The sequence below is a fragment of the Mycobacterium sp. 1245499.0 genome (assembly GCF_001673615.1).
GTDB classification, from domain to species: Bacteria; Actinomycetota; Actinomycetes; order Mycobacteriales; family Mycobacteriaceae; genus Mycobacterium; species Mycobacterium europaeum_A.
In genome coordinates this window covers 22,920-38,444 of record NZ_LZMG01000394.1, presented here as the reverse complement: position 1 = coordinate 38,444, position 15,525 = coordinate 22,920, and the positions used below count along the sequence as shown (strand labels likewise).

General features: G+C 68.7%; 20 protein-coding genes. 9 read left to right on the top strand and 11 right to left on the bottom strand.

From position 1 onward, the window contains the following. Positions 1-200, bottom strand: a 200-nt coding sequence (locus A5646_RS24450) for an NUDIX domain-containing protein (RefSeq protein WP_156765689.1), incomplete at its 3' end; no start/stop codon positions are given. A gap of 288 nt (positions 201-488) precedes the next feature. On the opposite strand from A5646_RS24450, the gene A5646_RS24445 reads away from it, so the two are divergent. Both A5646_RS24445 and A5646_RS24440 read left to right on the top strand, forming a co-directional pair. Continuing rightward, a complete protein-coding gene (locus tag A5646_RS24445; protein WP_067024804.1) occupies positions 489-1,265 on the top strand; it encodes a DivIVA domain-containing protein in 777 nt (258 codons plus the stop codon). Positions 1,266-1,333: 68 nt separating this feature from the next. Continuing rightward, a complete protein-coding gene (locus A5646_RS24440) occupies positions 1,334-1,618 on the top strand; it encodes a 4a-hydroxytetrahydrobiopterin dehydratase (RefSeq protein WP_066868689.1) in 285 nt (94 codons plus the stop codon). Here A5646_RS24440 and A5646_RS24435 read toward each other — a convergent pair. Beyond that, positions 1,615-2,991: a mannosyltransferase gene (locus A5646_RS24435; RefSeq protein ID WP_067024813.1), complete on the bottom strand. Its 1,377-nt coding sequence runs from the start codon at positions 2,989-2,991 to the stop codon at positions 1,615-1,617. The two genes, A5646_RS24440 and A5646_RS24435, sit on opposite strands and share 4 nt — an antisense overlap. Before the next feature lie 130 nt (positions 2,992-3,121). Between A5646_RS24435 and A5646_RS24430 the strand changes: the two genes are divergently transcribed. Together A5646_RS24430 and A5646_RS24425 are read left to right on the top strand one after the other, a co-directional pair. Further along, complete coding sequence (locus A5646_RS24430) at positions 3,122-3,874, top strand: hypothetical protein (RefSeq protein WP_066868691.1); 753 nt, start codon at positions 3,122-3,124, stop codon at positions 3,872-3,874. Positions 3,875-3,920: 46 nt separating this feature from the next. After that, positions 3,921-5,072: a hypothetical protein gene (locus tag A5646_RS24425; RefSeq protein ID WP_067024802.1), complete on the top strand. Its 1,152-nt coding sequence runs from the start codon at positions 3,921-3,923 to the stop codon at positions 5,070-5,072. Between the two features lie 63 nt (positions 5,073-5,135). Here the strand turns inward: A5646_RS24425 and A5646_RS24420 are convergent, their stop codons facing one another. Continuing rightward, positions 5,136-5,282, bottom strand: a complete 147-nt coding sequence (locus A5646_RS24420; RefSeq protein ID WP_003875447.1) for a hypothetical protein — start codon at positions 5,280-5,282, stop codon at positions 5,136-5,138. A 28-nt stretch (positions 5,283-5,310) separates the two neighbouring features. Continuing rightward, the gene (locus tag A5646_RS24415) at positions 5,311-5,892 is read right to left on the bottom strand and encodes an HhH-GPD-type base excision DNA repair protein (protein ID WP_067024800.1); all 582 of its coding nucleotides are present in this window, start codon (positions 5,890-5,892) and stop codon (positions 5,311-5,313) included. 92 nt (positions 5,893-5,984) lie between these two features. On the opposite strand from A5646_RS24415, the gene A5646_RS24410 reads away from it, so the two are divergent. Continuing rightward, positions 5,985-6,512 (top strand): nuclear transport factor 2 family protein, encoded by a 528-nt coding sequence (locus A5646_RS24410; RefSeq protein ID WP_067024797.1) that lies wholly within the window; start codon positions 5,985-5,987, stop codon positions 6,510-6,512. Positions 6,513-6,556: 44 nt separating this feature from the next. On the opposite strand, the gene A5646_RS24405 is transcribed toward A5646_RS24410, so the two are convergent. Beyond that, entirely contained in the window at positions 6,557-6,778 is a 222-nt protein-coding gene (locus A5646_RS24405; RefSeq protein WP_066868699.1) for a DUF5302 domain-containing protein, read from the bottom strand. 49 nt (positions 6,779-6,827) lie between these two features. Beyond that, a complete protein-coding gene (locus A5646_RS24400) occupies positions 6,828-7,271 on the bottom strand; it encodes a PPOX class F420-dependent oxidoreductase (RefSeq protein WP_066868701.1) in 444 nt (147 codons plus the stop codon). Between the two features lie 74 nt (positions 7,272-7,345). Between A5646_RS24400 and A5646_RS24395 the strand changes: the two genes are divergently transcribed. Then, complete coding sequence (locus tag A5646_RS24395) at positions 7,346-7,867, top strand: DUF1697 domain-containing protein (RefSeq protein WP_067024794.1); 522 nt, start codon at positions 7,346-7,348, stop codon at positions 7,865-7,867. Between the two features lie 48 nt (positions 7,868-7,915). On the opposite strand, the gene A5646_RS24390 is transcribed toward A5646_RS24395, so the two are convergent. Beyond that, positions 7,916-8,281 carry a GntR family transcriptional regulator gene (locus A5646_RS24390; RefSeq protein WP_066868705.1) on the bottom strand — a complete coding sequence of 122 codons (366 nt, stop codon included), beginning with the start codon at positions 8,279-8,281 and terminating at the stop codon, positions 7,916-7,918. A gap of 37 nt (positions 8,282-8,318) precedes the next feature. On the opposite strand from A5646_RS24390, the gene A5646_RS24385 reads away from it, so the two are divergent. Further along, positions 8,319-9,032, top strand: coding sequence for an NAD-dependent deacylase (locus A5646_RS24385; RefSeq protein WP_066878633.1), 714 nt, complete (start codon positions 8,319-8,321; stop codon positions 9,030-9,032). A 13-nt stretch (positions 9,033-9,045) separates the two neighbouring features. Here the strand turns inward: A5646_RS24385 and A5646_RS24380 are convergent, their stop codons facing one another. Both A5646_RS24380 and A5646_RS24375 read right to left on the bottom strand, forming a co-directional pair. Then, positions 9,046-9,675, bottom strand: coding sequence for a class I SAM-dependent methyltransferase (locus A5646_RS24380; protein ID WP_067024791.1), 630 nt, complete (start codon positions 9,673-9,675; stop codon positions 9,046-9,048). A 65-nt stretch (positions 9,676-9,740) separates the two neighbouring features. After that, entirely contained in the window at positions 9,741-12,086 is a 2,346-nt protein-coding gene (locus A5646_RS24375) for an MMPL family transporter (RefSeq protein WP_067024789.1), read from the bottom strand. A 311-nt stretch (positions 12,087-12,397) separates the two neighbouring features. On the opposite strand from A5646_RS24375, the gene A5646_RS30260 reads away from it, so the two are divergent. Then, positions 12,398-12,520, top strand: coding sequence for a hypothetical protein (locus A5646_RS30260; RefSeq protein ID WP_156655929.1), 123 nt, complete (start codon positions 12,398-12,400; stop codon positions 12,518-12,520). A gap of 140 nt (positions 12,521-12,660) precedes the next feature. On the opposite strand, the gene A5646_RS24370 is transcribed toward A5646_RS30260, so the two are convergent. Together A5646_RS24370 and A5646_RS24365 are read right to left on the bottom strand one after the other, a co-directional pair. Further along, positions 12,661-13,425, bottom strand: a complete 765-nt coding sequence (locus A5646_RS24370; RefSeq protein ID WP_066868713.1) for a 3-hydroxyacyl-CoA dehydrogenase — start codon at positions 13,423-13,425, stop codon at positions 12,661-12,663. Positions 13,426-13,474: 49 nt separating this feature from the next. Then, positions 13,475-14,557 carry a CaiB/BaiF CoA-transferase family protein gene (locus A5646_RS24365; RefSeq protein ID WP_067024786.1) on the bottom strand — a complete coding sequence of 361 codons (1,083 nt, stop codon included), beginning with the start codon at positions 14,555-14,557 and terminating at the stop codon, positions 13,475-13,477. Positions 14,558-14,670: 113 nt separating this feature from the next. Between A5646_RS24365 and A5646_RS24360 the strand changes: the two genes are divergently transcribed. Further along, a complete protein-coding gene (locus tag A5646_RS24360; protein WP_067024783.1) occupies positions 14,671-15,483 on the top strand; it encodes an enoyl-CoA hydratase in 813 nt (270 codons plus the stop codon). The last annotated feature ends 42 nt before the right edge of the window (positions 15,484-15,525 follow it).

The window sequence follows — 15,525 nt, the reverse complement described above, 5'->3', positions numbered from 1 at the left end:
CCCACCGCGACGTCGCGCACCCCAAGACCCAACTCCTCGGCCAACTCGCGGGCCAGCGCGTCGCGCTCCGTTTCGCCGGGTCCGACCTTGCCGCCTGGCAGCTCCCAACGGCCGGCCAGCTCCGGCGGACGGACGCGTTGTGCCACCAAGACCTTGGCGGCGCGGATGAGGGCACCGGCGACGACGATCTGGGTCGGCATGGCCAGTCACGGTATACGGCGCCCGTTGTGACGCGCCCACCGCTCGGGACCGCCGTTGGGATCCGGACGGGTTCGGGACCGCATGCGATGGCGGACGCCGTGCCACCCTCGCGGCAACGGCCATGCGGCCTCGGCGGCAAAATGGCGCGGGGACAGCCATTCGGGCCGACAACGCCGTCGAATTCCCTTGGGGCACAACGGCTCTCTTACGGTTTGGGCGCAGCCGTGGAATACTCGACCCTAGTCGGTCACGACCACTACAGGCACTTCCAATGAGGGGAGTTGGCAATGATCACCGCACCCACCAAGTCGTTCACTCGAATCTTTCGGGGCTATGACCCGGCTCTGGTCGACCCCTACATCGAGGCGCTGCTCGCCAAGGAGAAGTTGCTGATCGACGAAGTCCTGAACCTGCGGTCCCAACGAGACGAATCCAGCAACGAAGCGGCCGCGCTGCGGATCGAGGTCGCCTGCCTCAAGGATGAGGTCGCCGCCCTGTCGGACACGTCACCGACGCCCTACGCGATGCAACATCGGATGGCGAAGCTGCTGCGGCGCGCCCTCGACGAGGTCTCCCGGATGCAGGCCGAGGCCCGCGCCGAGGCGGATGCCCTGCTCGCGGATGCGGCGGCCGAGGTCGAGGCCGCGCGCCAAGAACACCGAGAGTTGTTGGAGCACATGGCCGCGCAGCGAAAAGCGCTCGAAGCCGAATGCGAGGAGACCAGGAAAAAGCTCGACGCCGACCTCGCCGGGATGCGGGCCGAAGCCCAGTCGTCGATCGATCAGGCGTGGCAGCAAGCCCAGCAGGAACGTGAGCAGCTGCTCGCCGACGCGAAGCAGAAAGCTCACGAATTCGACGAGCGAGCGCATCGGGCGATGGACGAGGCGAATCAGCAACGGATCATGATTCTGGAAGAGCTGATGGGCGTCGCCCGCGACCTCCAGGGGGTTCCCGCCAGCCTGGAGTCCGCCTACCAGCAACGACAGAGCCTGCCGGCGGCGGGCGTCGTGGTGGCGCTGGACCAGAAGAACCCAGCACCGGGCACTCCCGCCGTAGCCTCGTAGGCGACCACCTTCGCGGGGAGGTCAAGCCGCCCCTCGATCAACCCGCTATCCGAGAGGACGAGTCCCCTATGGCCGTGTTAACGGACGAGCAAGTGGACGCCGCGCTGCCCGAACTGGATGGATGGGAGCGCGCCGACGGCGCCCTGCGCCGCTCGATCAAATTTCCGAGTTTCCTGGCCGGCATCGACGCCGTCCGCCGGGTGGGCGAGCACGCCGAGAGCAAGGACCATCACCCGGACATCGACATTCGTTGGCGGACAGTCACTTTCGCGCTTGTCACGCACTCCGAGGGCGGCATCACCCAAAACGACATCGACATGGCCCGCGACATCAACGGCATCGTCGACAGCTAGTCAATGCGGCCCTCGCCTGCGTCGGCGCTCACGCCGGCCGGACGCGCGCCGTCGGCCGTCTCACCGGCGTGACGCTCGGCGCAGTCCCCGCGGCGCGGCGCGCGGGTGGTCGCGATCCAGATCAGCGTCGCCACCGCGCCGACGATGTAGATCAACCCGGCCCAGGCCAGATACCACGGGCGGCTTATCTGCCAGATCGTCGGTTGGGCGAAACTCAGCAACCAGGGGACGCCGACCACCGTGAGGGCCAGCCAGCCCCAGCCCACGATGCGCGCTCCCGGTTGCTCGCGCACCGGGCCGTGGATCGCCCAGATCATCAGGGGCACCAGCCACACCCAGTGATGGGTCCAGGAGATCGGTGAGAGCAGCAGCCCGAACAGCTCGACCACCAAGAGCCTGCCCAGCCGATCGGCGGGATCCAGGGCGCGCCAGGCCAGGACGGCCAGCACCGCGGTGACGGCAAGGGCGGCCACCAGCAGCGGGCCGAATTCCACGTCGTGGCCCAGGATCCGCGAAATGCCCCCGCGCCAGGACTGATTGAACGACGTCGCGATGGGACCCACCCGGTGGGCGTCGCCCAGCAGGTCGGTGAAGTAGTAGCGCGTCTGATCGCCGACGACCAGGACCGAAATCCCAATGGTCGCAACGAAAACGACCGCCGAGAACACCGCGGCACCCCACCGGCGCGCGCCGACCAGATAGACGCCGGAGATCGCGGGGGTCAACTTGATTCCGGCCGCCACGCCGACCAACGACCCCGACAGCCACCACCGCGTGCTGCACACCGCCCACAGCACCGCGGTCATCAGCAACACGTTGACCTGTCCGTAGTCGAACGTGCTGCGCAGCGGCTCGATCCAGATGGCGACCGCCGTCCACAACATCGCGACACGCCGGCCGGTGGCGCCGGCGGCCACGCCGATCAGGCGCTGGCTGAGCCGGATCGCGCCGTACAGCGCCGCCATGGTGGCGATCTGCCACAGGAAGGCGACCAGGCCGAACGGCAACAGGTGTAGCGGGTAGAAGACGACGGCCGCGAACGGCGGGTAGGTGAACGGCAGCGGGAAGTCCGGCGTCTGGTCGGCGTAGACGTAGCTGTACAGGCTGCCGGGGTGGTCGATGGCGGCGGATCCGCCGAGGTACACGTGCAGGTCGACGAAGTTCGCGCCGTTGGGGGCCAGGTACGTCCAGGCCAGCCGCGCGGCGATGCTCGCGATGAGCAGCATCGGCGCGGCCGCGGCAAGCAGACTTGCCAACCGCTGCGCATGGGGTGCCGCCGGAGCGGCCGAGGTGGTGTCTATCCGCCCGACTTTAGCGAGCACGACGGGCGGCGCGGCGCCGTCCGGCCGCACATCACCCCTAGGAGCGCGCATTCCGCGCATTCGGTCACCGGTCTCACTCGTATCCGTAACGAGTTCATAAATGCCACACGTGTCACTTGAGTCCCATCTGCATCAAAGTAACTTCAGCGCCGAACCTGTAATCGATCAATCAGGGAGAGTCATGCCAACCATCTGGACTTACATGCGTGCAGCCGCCGTCGTGGTCGGTTCGTCCGCAGCGCTATTGACGGGCGGTATCGCCCACGCCGATCCGGTGCCGGCCCCGGCCGTGCCGAACATTCCGCAGCAGCTGATCAGTTCTGCGGCCAACGCACCGCAAATCCTGCAGAACCTCGCGACCGCACTCGGCGCCACGCCGCCGGCGGCTCCGGCCACCCCGGGCATCAGCTTCCCGGGTGTCCCGGCGGCCACCCCGCCGGCGACGCCGGCGGCTCCGGCGGCGGGTCTTCCGTCGATTCCCGGACTGACCTCGCCGACCAGCCCCGCCGCCCAGGTGCCTTCACCGGCGGCCAACCCCTTCCTTCCGGGGCTGGCGCAGTCGGCGACGCCCGCCGCGCCGTCTTCGGCGACCGGTGGCATTCCGGGGATGATCCAGGGCCTGACGGGTGCGCAGCCGGCGGCTGCGGGTCCCGCCGCTCCGGCGGCCCCGTCGATCCCGGGCCTCCCGACGATCCCGGGTCTGTCGGCACCCGCGGCACCGGCCACTCCGCCGGCTCCGCAGCTTCCGCAGGCGCAGGTCAACATGCCGGCGATGCCGGCCGGCCTGCCGGTCAGCGTGCCTCCGAAAGTGACGCTCCCGCAGGACCTGCCGGCGCTCGCCTCGGGACAGGCCCCGGCCGCACCCGCGGCACCGGCGGCACCGGCGGCCAGCCCCGCCGGACCGGCGGCGCCGCTGCTGGCCGCCCTGCCCTGATCAGTTCCGTAACCGGCTAAACCACTACTGACAACCGGAGGACACCGTGGCAACCACTTGGAATCTGTCCAAAGGTTTGGCCGCTGTCGTCACGGCATCGGCTGTCGCGTTCGGGCTCTGCCCGAGCGCGGCAGCCGACCCGGCGGCGCCGCAGCCGATACCGCAACCGAATGCGGCCCAAGGGCTGCCGGGTCTGCCTGCCCTGTCGCAGCTGAGCCCCCTCATCCAACAAGCGGCCACCGACCCGCAGCAGGCGACACAGCTGCTGATGGCCGCGGCACAAGCCTTCGCCCACAACCCGAGCACGCCCAACGAGTCGAAAAACGTTGCGGCTGCGGTCAATCAATTCGTCGCCGAACCGAGCGCGCCGGTGCAACACGTGCCCGCGGCGGGGGTAGAGCCCGGTCTGCAGGCCCACCTGCCGGCCGGCATCGACCCGGCGCATGCGGCCGGCCCGGTCCCCGAGGCGGCACCCGCCGCACCGGCACCCGCCGCGGCTCCGGCACCCGCGCCGGCACCCGCGGCCGCTCCGGCACCCGAGGCGCACCTGCCGGCCGGCATCGATCCGGCCCATGCGGCCGGTCCCGCGCCGGCGGCGGCACCCGCAGCACCCGCGCCCGCCCAACCGGCCAACGTGCCCGTCGCGGCACCCGTCCCGGCGCCACCGGCCCCGGCCGCGGCACCACCCGCGGCCCCGGCCGCACCGGAAGCCGCCCCGGCGCCGGTGCCCGCGCCCGCACCCGCACCGGACGCCGCTCCCGCGGCGGCGGCTCCGGGGTTCGGCGCTGACACGCCGCCCACGCAGGACTTCATGTACCCGTCCATCGGCACCAACTGCCTGGCGGACGGCACGAGCGCCATCGCGACCGCGCTGTCGGTCGCGGGGCCGGCCAAGATTCCGCTCCCCGGCCCCGGGCCCGGGCAGACCGCCTACGTGTTCACCGCGGTCGGCACCCCCGGACCGGCCGAGGTGCAGAAGCTGCCGCTGAACGTCACCTGGGTCAACCTGACCACCGGCAAGTCGGGGACCGTCGCACTCAAGCCGCGTCCGGATATCAACCCGGAGGGGCCGACGACGCTGAGCGCGATCGCCGACACCGGTTCGGGCAGCATCATGTCGACGATCTTCGGGCAGGTCACCACCAAGGAAAAGCAGTGCCAGTTCATGCCCACGATCGGCTCGACGGTGGTGCCGTAGCAGACCACACCGCCGCACCGCCTTGAACGCGCGTGTCCCGACCGGGGGGCACGCGCGTTCTCGTCAGTACGCCATGAACAGGATGGCGTCGCGGTCGTACTCGAGGCCAGGATGAACGCTGGCGAGGTGCGCCTGGGTCAACTCGACCAGTTCGTCCTCGTCCTTGCCGACGATGGCTTCGCCGCACGGACACGTTATGTGTGTCTTCACGTTGTCGCCCTTCCCTTCTGTGGACCTGCTACTTCGCCGCTTTGGCTGCCGCTTTCATTTGCTTTTTGTACGCGCGCACTTTTCCCATCGACTTTGCATCGACGATATCGGCGACGGAGATGTGCGAACCCGCCCGGCCGAAGTCCCCCGCCGCGGCGCGCCAGCCCTTCGGCGTCACGCCGTACTGCTTGCCCAGCAGGGCCAAGAAGATCTTGGCCTTCACGTCCCCGAATCCCGGCAACCCCTTGATCCGCCGCAGCAGCTCGCTCCCGTCGGGGTCACCGGCCGTCCACAATCCGGCCGCGTCGCCGTCGTAGCGGTCCACGATGATCTGGGCCAGCGCCTGGATGCGCTTGGCCATCGACCCCGGAAAGCGGTGTATCGCAGGGGTTTGCGAGCACAACGCGGCGAACTTGTCCGGGTCGTAGTCCGCGATTTCGGCGGCCGAAAGATCCGGGAAGCTGCCCATCCGCTCGGCGATCTTCTTCGGTCCGGCGAACGCCGTCTCGAAGGGAACCTGCTGATCCAGAACCATCCCGATGAGCAACGCCAACGGGCTCTCGTCCAGCAGCCTGTCGGCCTCGGGATCCTGAGCGAGGCAGAGATTCACCGTCAACGATCTTCCTTTCGCGCAGGCACCCTGGGACCGCGGACGCTATTGGTCGCAAGATTACTCACCGCCGATCACCGCGTTATCGTGGCGTGGTGGTGGATGAGGCCAAGTTGGCACTGATGCTGGCCCGCGACGAACTGCATCAGCTCGTCACCGCTTATTGCCGAGCCGTCGACCGCGCCGACTACGCCGCCCTTCGCGGCCTGTATCACCCCGACGCGACGGACTCGCACGGCTCGTTTTCCGACGGCGGCGTCGAGCAGTTCATCGCGCAACTGCAAGCGGCCGAACCGTATGTGCTTGTCTCGCAACACAACATCACCACGACGAACTTCGTGGTGGACGGCGACACGGCCCGCGGCGAGATCTACTGCCTGGTGTTCCACACTTTCGCCGGCCCCGAACGCAACATCGACGTCATCATCGGCGGCCGGTACCTGGACAGCTACGCCAGGCACGAGGGCCGCTGGAAGTTCAGTCAACGCACCATCGTGGCGGATTGGGCCTACCAGAACGACCCGTCCCAAGTGAACTTCGCCCACCCCAGCACCCGGGGAAGCCTGCGCGGCCAACCCGGCCAAGCCGACCCGTCGGTCGGCCTGTTCACCGCGCCTTAAGGCTGAACCCGGCAAGGGAAACCGGCCGCCGCGGCACGGGGTCGTCAGCCGCTCTTGCGGCGAAATTCCCGGCGGTTGCCCACGGCGCCGTGCGCGCGCGTTTGCTTGCCGGCGCCGTCCTTGTGATCGGAGCCGCTCGCGGATTTCGCCATCTTGCGGTCCAGGGCTTCACGGAATTTGCGCTTGGTGTCGTCGTCCGACCCGGGCGACCCGGCCCCCGACGACTCCGACGGCTTTGAACCTTGCGGGGCATTCGATGCGGCCATAGGGGGAGCCTAGCCCGGGTGTGCCGAAACGGTTGGGCGGGCGGCGCGGCTAGCGCATGCCCGGCGGCATGCCATAGACATGCGAGATCGGCAGCGTCAGCAACACCCGCCGGTCGGTGACCATGGCTTGCCGGTATTCGTCCCAGTCCGGGTGCTCACCGGCGATGTTGCGGTACAACGCAATCAGCGCCTCCACGGTGTCGTCGTCGGGTGCGGCCGCCGGCGGCGTCAACTCGGCGGTGCCCTCGGCGACGGCATACGACCAGCCGTCGTCGGCGTCGACCAGGATCGAGGCCCGCGGGTCCCGACGCAGGTTGCGGGTCTTGGCGCGCGGCTCGGTGATCGACACCTGGATCACCACGTTGCGCGGGTCGAAGTGATAGCTCACGTTCGACAGCTGCGGCCGCCCGTCGCGCTTGATGGTGGCCAGCACCCCGAGGGAGTGTCCACTGATCAAGGCCAGCAATTTGTCGTCGAAGACTTGGCGTCCCATGACGAAAGCCTACGTCGCAGCGGGACGGGCGGCCCGGGATAGTCGTTGCGCGGCCGGCCTGGTGGAATCGGGGCATGACCCAGTACGCGGCGTTCCTGCGTGGCGTCAACGTCGGGGGCGTCAACCTCAAGATGGCCGAGGTGGCGGCCGCGCTGACCGACGCCGGGTTCACCCAGGTCCGGACCATCCTGGCCACCGGCAACGTGCTGCTGGAGTCGACCGCCGGGGTGTCGTCGGTGCGCAAGAAGGCCGAGGCCGCGTTGCGGGACCGGTTCGGCTACGACGCGTGGGTGCTGGCCTATGACATCGACACGGTGCGCGCCCTGGTCGACGCCTTTCCGTTCGAGCGCGAGGTCGACGGCTACCAGTCCTACGTCACGTTCGTCGCCGATAAGACAATGCTCGACGAGCTCGCCGCGCTGGCCGAGAAGGCGGGTGCCGACGAGAAGATCCGCCGCGGTGACGGCGTGATCTATTGGCAGGTCCCCAAGGGCGCCACGCTGGACAGCACCATCGGCAAGACGATGGGTAAGCCGCGGTACAAGTCGTCGACCACGACACGCAACCTGCGCACGCTGGACAAGGTGTTGTGCTGAGACGCTGAGGCTAAAGCGCCTGTGGGCCAAGGTCTTTCGACGCCCGCCTTACTCGTCGGGCACCGCTTCGATGTAGCGCACCGCGTCGGCTTTGTCCAACCCCAGTCCGCGTGCGACGCGGACGTATTCGCGGGCCGCGGCCGCCATCGCGGCGTCGGTCGGGTCGTAGCGCGCGATGAAAGTGCCGAAGCGGCCCCGGGTTTCGATGATGGCGGAGGTTTCCAGCTCGCGGTAGGCGCGCGCCACGGTGTTGACGGCGACGCCGAGCTGGCCGGCCAGATCGCGCACCGTGGGCAGGCGCGTGCCGGGCGGCAACGCGCCCTCCCGAACTCCCTCGATGACCTGCGTGCGCAGCTGGTCGAACAACGGCTTTCCCGCCTTCATGTCGACCTTCAACCAGTCACCGAGCTCCACCCGTTCAGTATCCCCCACCCCCGGCTATCTTGGTGGGATGCGAGTAGCGGTGCTCAGCGGCGCGGGAATCTCCGCGGAGAGCGGTGTGCCGACCTTTCGCGATGACCAGAACGGATTGTGGGCCCGCTTCGACCCTTACGAGCTGTCCAGCACGCAGGGCTGGCGCGACAATCCGCAGCGGGTATGGGGCTGGTATCTGTGGCGCCACTATCTGGTCGCCGATGTCCAACCGAACGCGGGTCATCGAGCCATCGCCGCCTGGCAGGACGACGCCCAGGTCAGCGTCATCACCCAGAACGTCGACGACCTGCACGAGCGCGCGGGCAGCCGGTCGGTGCATCACCTACACGGCAGTCTGTTCGAATTCCGTTGCGCGAGTTGCGGTATGGCCTACTCCGGGGCGCTGCCCGCGATGACCGAACCGGCGCTGGAGGTAGAACCCCCGGTGTGCCGCTGCGGCGGCCTGATCAGACCCGACATCGTGTGGTTCGGCGAACAGTTGCCCGACGAGCCGTGGCGGCGCGCGGTCGAGGCGACCGAGGCCGCCGACGTGATGGTGGTGGTCGGCACCTCGGCGATCGTGTATCCGGCGGCCGGGCTGGCCGAGTTGGCGCTGTCGCGCGGCACCGCCGTCATCGAGGTCAATCCCGAGGTCACTCCGCTGTCGGGCAGCGTGACGATCAGCATGCGCGAGACGGCCAGCCAGGCGCTGCCCGGGTTGTTGCAGCGGCTACCGGCCCTGTTGAACTGATCGGGCCGGCCGGTCAGGGGCGGCGCGCGCGGCCGAGCAGTAACTCCGAGACCGGCATCGGCGCCCAGGCCGGCAACGTGAACTCCCGCCGCGACGTATCGACTTCGAAGCCCGCCTCGACGATCGAGCGCTCGGTGTCCCGATGGGTGTGGCAGTTGCCGAACAGCCGCGGCCACACCGTCGCATCGACGAAACGCTGAAAGCGGCCCCGCGCACCGGCACTGGCGATGTGCTCCAGATAGCGCAGCTCCCCGCCCGGCCGCAACAGCGAAAACAGCCGCCGCAGAACGCTTTCGGGATCGCGGACCGAGCACAACACCAGCGAGCACACCACCGCGTCGAACGGCTCGGCGCCGCTGAACGCCTCGACCGTCTCGGCGGTGACGACAACGCGGAGGGGAACGGCCTGCGCCGCGGCGCGGGCCTGCGCGGCCAGCCGCGGTTCGGGTTCCACCGCGATCACCTCGTCGACCGAGTCCGGGTAGTGCGGAAAGTTGGTGCCGATGCCCGCGCCGACTTCGAGCACGCGACCCGACAGGCCGGCCAGATTCTCCCGACGCATCGCCCGGATCGCCTCGGCTTCATGGGTGGCGACGACCGGCCAGACCCGCGCGAAGAAGGGGTTGTCGACCACCGTTGTCATACCGTTGTGAACCTTCCGACTCGCTTGCGCCCCACAATAGGTTCCCCACGACCCGACGGTCGGCGTTAACCGATATTGGGTACCGGCTCGGCAACCACCGGCGCCGGGAGCTCGACGCGATCCGGCACCGGCCCGAGATGATCCCCGGGTTCGGCGGCCGCTCCCTCGCTGATGCCGAACCGGTCGTGCAGCCACGCTAGGGGCCTGGGCGCCCACCAATTCCACCGGCCCATCACGTGCATGAAGGCCGGCACGACCACCATCCGCACCAGGGTGGCGTCGGCGAACACCGCGAGCGTCAGGCCGAGGCCGAACATCCGCATGAACGAGACGTGCGCCGCGATCAGGGCGGCGAAGGACATCGACATCACCAACGCGGCCGCGGTGATCACCCGGCCGGTGCGGGCGACGCCGAGCGCCACGCTTTCGTCGTTGGCGGCGTGGGCCTGTTTCGCGGTCGGCCTCGCTGGCCGGGCGGCGCCGGACGCCAGCCAGTATTCGCGGATCCGGGAGAGCAGGAAGACCTCGTAGTCCATGGACAGCCCGAAGGCGATGCAGAACAGCAGCACCGGCATGTTGGCCACCAGCGTCCCGCTGGGCGTGGTGCCGAGCGCGCCGAGATGGCCCTCCTGGAAGATCCACACCAGCGCGCCAAACGCCGCCGTCAACGACAGGAAGTTGCAGGCCAGCGCCTTGGCCGGCAGCAGCACGCTGCCGGTGAGCAGGAACAGCAACACAAAGGTGATCGCCGCCATCAGCCCGAGCACCAGCGGCAGCCGGTCGGTCACGGCGTCGACGCTGTCACGGTTGACCTGTGCCACCCCGCCCATCTCGACGGATCGGCCCGCGGGTCGGGGCACCTCGTGCAGCCGCCGGAGCTGGGCGTCGTTCGCCGTCGAGAACAGCGGCGCGGTGCTGCTGACGGTCAGAAAGGCGCTGCCGCCGGCCAGCCCGGTGGGCCCGGCCGGCGGTCCCACCCGGTTGCCCGCGGCGAAGGTGCCGCCGGGGGCGGACACCGACGACACGTCGGCGACCCGGGACAGGGCGGCGGCGTAGGAGTCGAGGTCCGTGGGGTTCAGGCCGATGGCGTCGGGGATGACGACGGGCACCGACGTCGCCGAGTCGTGCGCGAAGTCGTTGCGCAGCCGATCACCGACCTGATGCGCCGACGCCGACCGCGGCAGCACCCGGTCATCGGGGAAACCCCAGGTCACACGCAAGAACGGGTATCCGAGCAGCAACAGCAGCGCGACGACGGTCAGCCCGATCGGGGCCCAGCGGCGCATCACGAACTTGGTGGACCGGTACCAGAACAGTTGCTCGACGGGCTTGTGCACCGGTTCCGGGCCCTTCTTCTTAAGCAGCGTTCGCCGCAAGAACCGGCGCACGTCGAACGCGTCCAGTCGCGGACCCAACAGCACGATCGCGGCCGGGGTGAGCACGATCGAGGCGGCCGCGACGAAGGCGACGGTGGCCACGCCGGCGTAGGCGAACGACTTGAGGAAGTACATCGGGAACGCCACCGTCGCCGACATCGACAACGCCACGGTGACCGCGGAGAACAGCACGGTGCGCCCGGAGGTGGCCATGGTCCGGATGAGCGCTTGCTCCCGGTCGTGGCCCTCGGCCAATTCGTCGCGGTAGCGGCTGACGATCAGCAGGGTGTAGTCGATCGCCAGGGCCAGGCCAAGGGCGGTGCTCAGGTTGAGGGCGAAGATCGACACTTCGGTGTTGAAGGTGATGAGGCGCAGCACCGACATCGAACCGACGACGGCCAACGCGCCCAGCGCCATCGGTAACGCCGCGGCCAGCAGCCCGCCGAACACCCAGATCAGCACCAGGAAGCTCAGCGGCAGCGCGATCATCTCCATGACCAGCAGGTCGGCCTGGTTCTGCGTGTTGATCTGCGCGTACTGCATCGCCGCGCCGCCGGCGCGGACGGTGACGCCGTCGCGGTCGTGGATGTATTGGTCGGCCAGGGTCTGGGCGTTGCTCTGCGCGTAGTTCTCGCCGCCTTTGAGGTTGACGACGACGAGCCCGGACTTGCCGTCGCGGCTCATCAGGTCGGCCGCGGCCTGGGGCGGGGCGGTCCACGGCGAGGAGACGTTGTAGACCAGCGGGGACCGTTGCAGCTGGTCGACGAGGTCGGTGCCCACCTTGCGGGCCTGCTCGCTATCGCTGCCGCCCGGGGCGGTCACCAGGATCAGCACCTGCTGGCCGCTCTGGCCGAATTTGTCGCTCAACACGCCGATGGCGTGGGCCGACTCGGAGTCGGGGTCCTGGAAACCGCCCGGCGACAGGCTCTTGGCGACGGGGACGCCGAAGATCGCGGCGGCGATGAAGACCAGGACGCCGATCGCGAGGATGCGGCGGGGCGCCCTGATGGCGACTCGGGCGATCTTCTGCAGCATTTCGAGCCCTTCCGCTGCCGGTGCCCCGTTGCGCTGGCCGCTGGCTTACCGGCGACAACGTAACAAACGCTAATTTCCACGCGTCAAACAGTGTTCTGCCCTAAACACGGAAGCGACCGGCTGAACCGTTCAATGCCGCGTTTTAAACCGCGCCGACAGTAAGAGTCCGGCCAGAAAAATGTGCCGTAACTAAGCAGCTCACGGGCCAAATCGTGGCGCAGCCGCCGGTCAACCTACCCGCCGGTAAATTGCCAAGATTTTCCGAATCGTGACTCAAAGATTCCTTAATGGTGGCCCATACGCTCAGTGTCATGTGGATCGACGACACAAGTGCCGACGTCATCAAAGTTGACTTCGATGCCCTCTACCACGGCGACGTCCTGGTGGAAGGCGAGACCTCGGAGCAGTTCGACGAACTGCAAGCCGCGAGCTGAGGCCGACCATGAGCATGCTCGCACGCCTATTGATGGCCGAACCCAACGTCAGTCGATGGTTCCGTAAGTAATCATTGAGCCTGATAATGAAAGCCCCCCGCCGATGCGGGGGGCTTTCGTCTTGCTGAACGGGTTGCGGCTCAGCGGGGCGCCATGCGAATGGCGCCGTCCAGGCGGATGACTTCGCCGTTGAGCATCGGGTTTTCGACGATGTGGACGGCCAGCGCGCCGTACTCGTCCGGGTCACCCAGCCGGGCAGGGTGGGGCACCTGCTTGCCCAGCGACTTCTGCGCCTCCTCGGGCAGCGAGCCCAGCAGCGGAGTCTTGAACAGCCCCGGCGCGATCGTCACCACGCGGATGAGCTCGCGGGACAGGTCGCGCGCGATCGGCAGGGTCATCCCGACCACGCCGCCCTTGGACGCCGAGTAGGCGGCCTGGCCGATCTGGCCTTCGAACGCGGCGACCGACGCGGTGTTGATGATGACGCCACGCTCCGGGCTTGCTTCGGGACCGACGGGCTCGGACTTGGCGATGCGCTCGGCGGCGAGGCGCAGCACGTTAAAGGTGCCGATCAGGTTGACCCCGACGACCTTCTTGAAGCCGTCCAGCGGGAACGGGCCGTCCTTGGACAGCGTCTTGATGGCGTTGCCGATGCCGGCGCAGTTGACGTTGATGCGCAGCGTGCCCATCGATTCGGCGGCGTCCAGCGCCTTGCCGACGGCGGCCTCGTCGGTGACGTCGGCCTCGACGAAGCGCGCGCGCTCCCCCAGCTCGCGGACCGCTTCTTCGCCGCGCAGGTCGATAACCACCACCTGGGCACCGCGGTCGAGCAGTCGCTTGGTGGTGGCCAGGCCCAGACCTGAGGCACCCCCGGTGACGACGGCGACGGCGTCTTTGATCTCCATTCGAGTCCTTCCCTGATTCCCTGGATTCCAGCCAACTGGTTGGTTGGGACTATACCCAGTCGTTGAGTACCGCTTCGGCGTCGGTCACCGGCGCCGCGGGTCGCGGTGTCTCCGGCGCGGTGCGGGAGAACCGCGGCGCCGGCAGCGGCTGCAGGCCGCCGTTCACCTCGTAGAAGGTGTTCCGCTCGGTGATGTGCGGCTCGGTCTGCACCTCGCCGAAGGCCAGCACCGGTGTCACGCACGCGTCGGAGTCGGCGAACACCTTGGCCCAGTGGTCGCGGTCCTGACTGGCGAACTTTTCGGTCAGCGCGGCCCGCAGTTCGGGCCAGCGGCCGACGTCGTTCTGCCCGGGCAGGTCGGCGCCGTCCAGGCCGAGCCCGGTCAGCATGGCGGCGTAGAACTGCGGCTCGATGGCGCCGACCGCGACGTAGCGACCGTCGGCGCACTCGTAGGTGTCGTAATAGGGTGCGCCGCCGTCGAGCAGGTTGGTGCCGCGCGCGTCGGTCCACATGCCCGAGGCCCGCATCTGCCACATCATCTGGACCAGCACGCTGGAGCCGTCGACCATCGCGGCGTCGACGACCTGCCCCTTGCCCGAGGTCTGGCGTTCCCACAGCGCGGACAGAATGCCGAGCAGCAAGAACATCGAACCGCCGCCGAAGTCACCGACCAGGTTCAGCGGCGGGACCGGCCGTTCGTTGGCCCGGCCGATGGAGTGCAGGATGCCGTTCAGCGAGATGTAGTTGATGTCGTGACCCGCCTGCTGGCTGCGCGGGCCGGTCTGGCCCCAGCCGGTCATCCGCGCGTACACCAGCCGGTCGTTGACCTTCGCGCAGTCGTCGGGGCCCAGGCCGAGCCGCTCGGTGACGCCCGGGCGGTAGCCCTCGATCAGCACGTCGGCCTTGGCGATCAGCTTGAGGACGAGGTCGCGGCCTTCGTCGGATTTCAGGTCGGCGGTCACCACCCGCCGGTTGCGCATCATGGCGTCCTTCGCCACGCCCCCGGGACCCGACGAGGGACGGTCGATGCGCACCACGTCGGCGCCCAGGTCCCCGAGGATCATCGCGGCGTGTGGGCCGGGGCCGATGCCGGCCAGCTCGACAACACGCAGTCCCTTCAACGGTCCAGCCACGATCCACCGACCTTTCGTCCGCTCTGACGCCGTTCGCTACCAAACAACCGGTCGTTCGACATCTTCGCAGCCGTGCCGGAGGGCCGCGCACCCCGGTCACTTATGGTGAGCCCATGCCTTCATCCGCGATTGCCACCCTCGCCCCCGTCGCAGGCCTTGACGTCACGCTGTCCGACGGCGTGTTGTCGGTGACCATCAACCGGCCCGACAGCCTGAACTCGCTGACCATTCCGGTGATCACCGGCATCGCGGACGCGTTGGAGCACGCGGCCACCGACCCCGAGGTCAAGGTGGTGCGCATCGGTGGCGCCGGACGCGGCTTCAGCTCCGGTGCGGGCATCAGCGCCGAAGACGTCTCCGACGGCGGCGGCGTCCCGCCGGACGAGATCATCCTCGAGATCAACCGGCTGGTGCGCGCGATCACCGCGCTGCCGCACCCGGTGGTCGCCGTCGTTCAGGGACCCGCGGCGGGCGTCGGCGTCTCCATCGCCCTGGCCTGTGACGTCGTATTGGCTTCGGAGAGCGCCTTTTTCATGCTCGCCTTCACCAAGATCGGGTTGATGCCCGACGGCGGAGCGTCGGCGTTGGTGGCGGCCGCGATCGGCCGCATCCGGGCCATGCAGATGGCGCTGCTTCCGGAACGGTTGACGGCCGCCGAGGCGTTGTCGTGGGGGCTGGTCACCGCGGTCTATCCGGCCGGCGATTTCGACGCCGAGGTGGACAAGGTCATCGCCCGGCTGCTGGGTGGTCCGGCGGTGGCCTTCGCCAAGACCAAGCTGGCCATCAACGCGGCCACGCTGACCCAGTTGGACCCGGCCCTGCAGCGCGAGTTCGACGGGCAGTCGGTGCTGCTAAAATCCCCCGACTTCGTCGAGGGCGCAACGGCCTTCCAGCAGCGGCGCGCCGCCAACTTCACCGACCGCTAAGTTGTGGCGCTGATCGACCGCAACGCTTAATCCCCCGGCGAT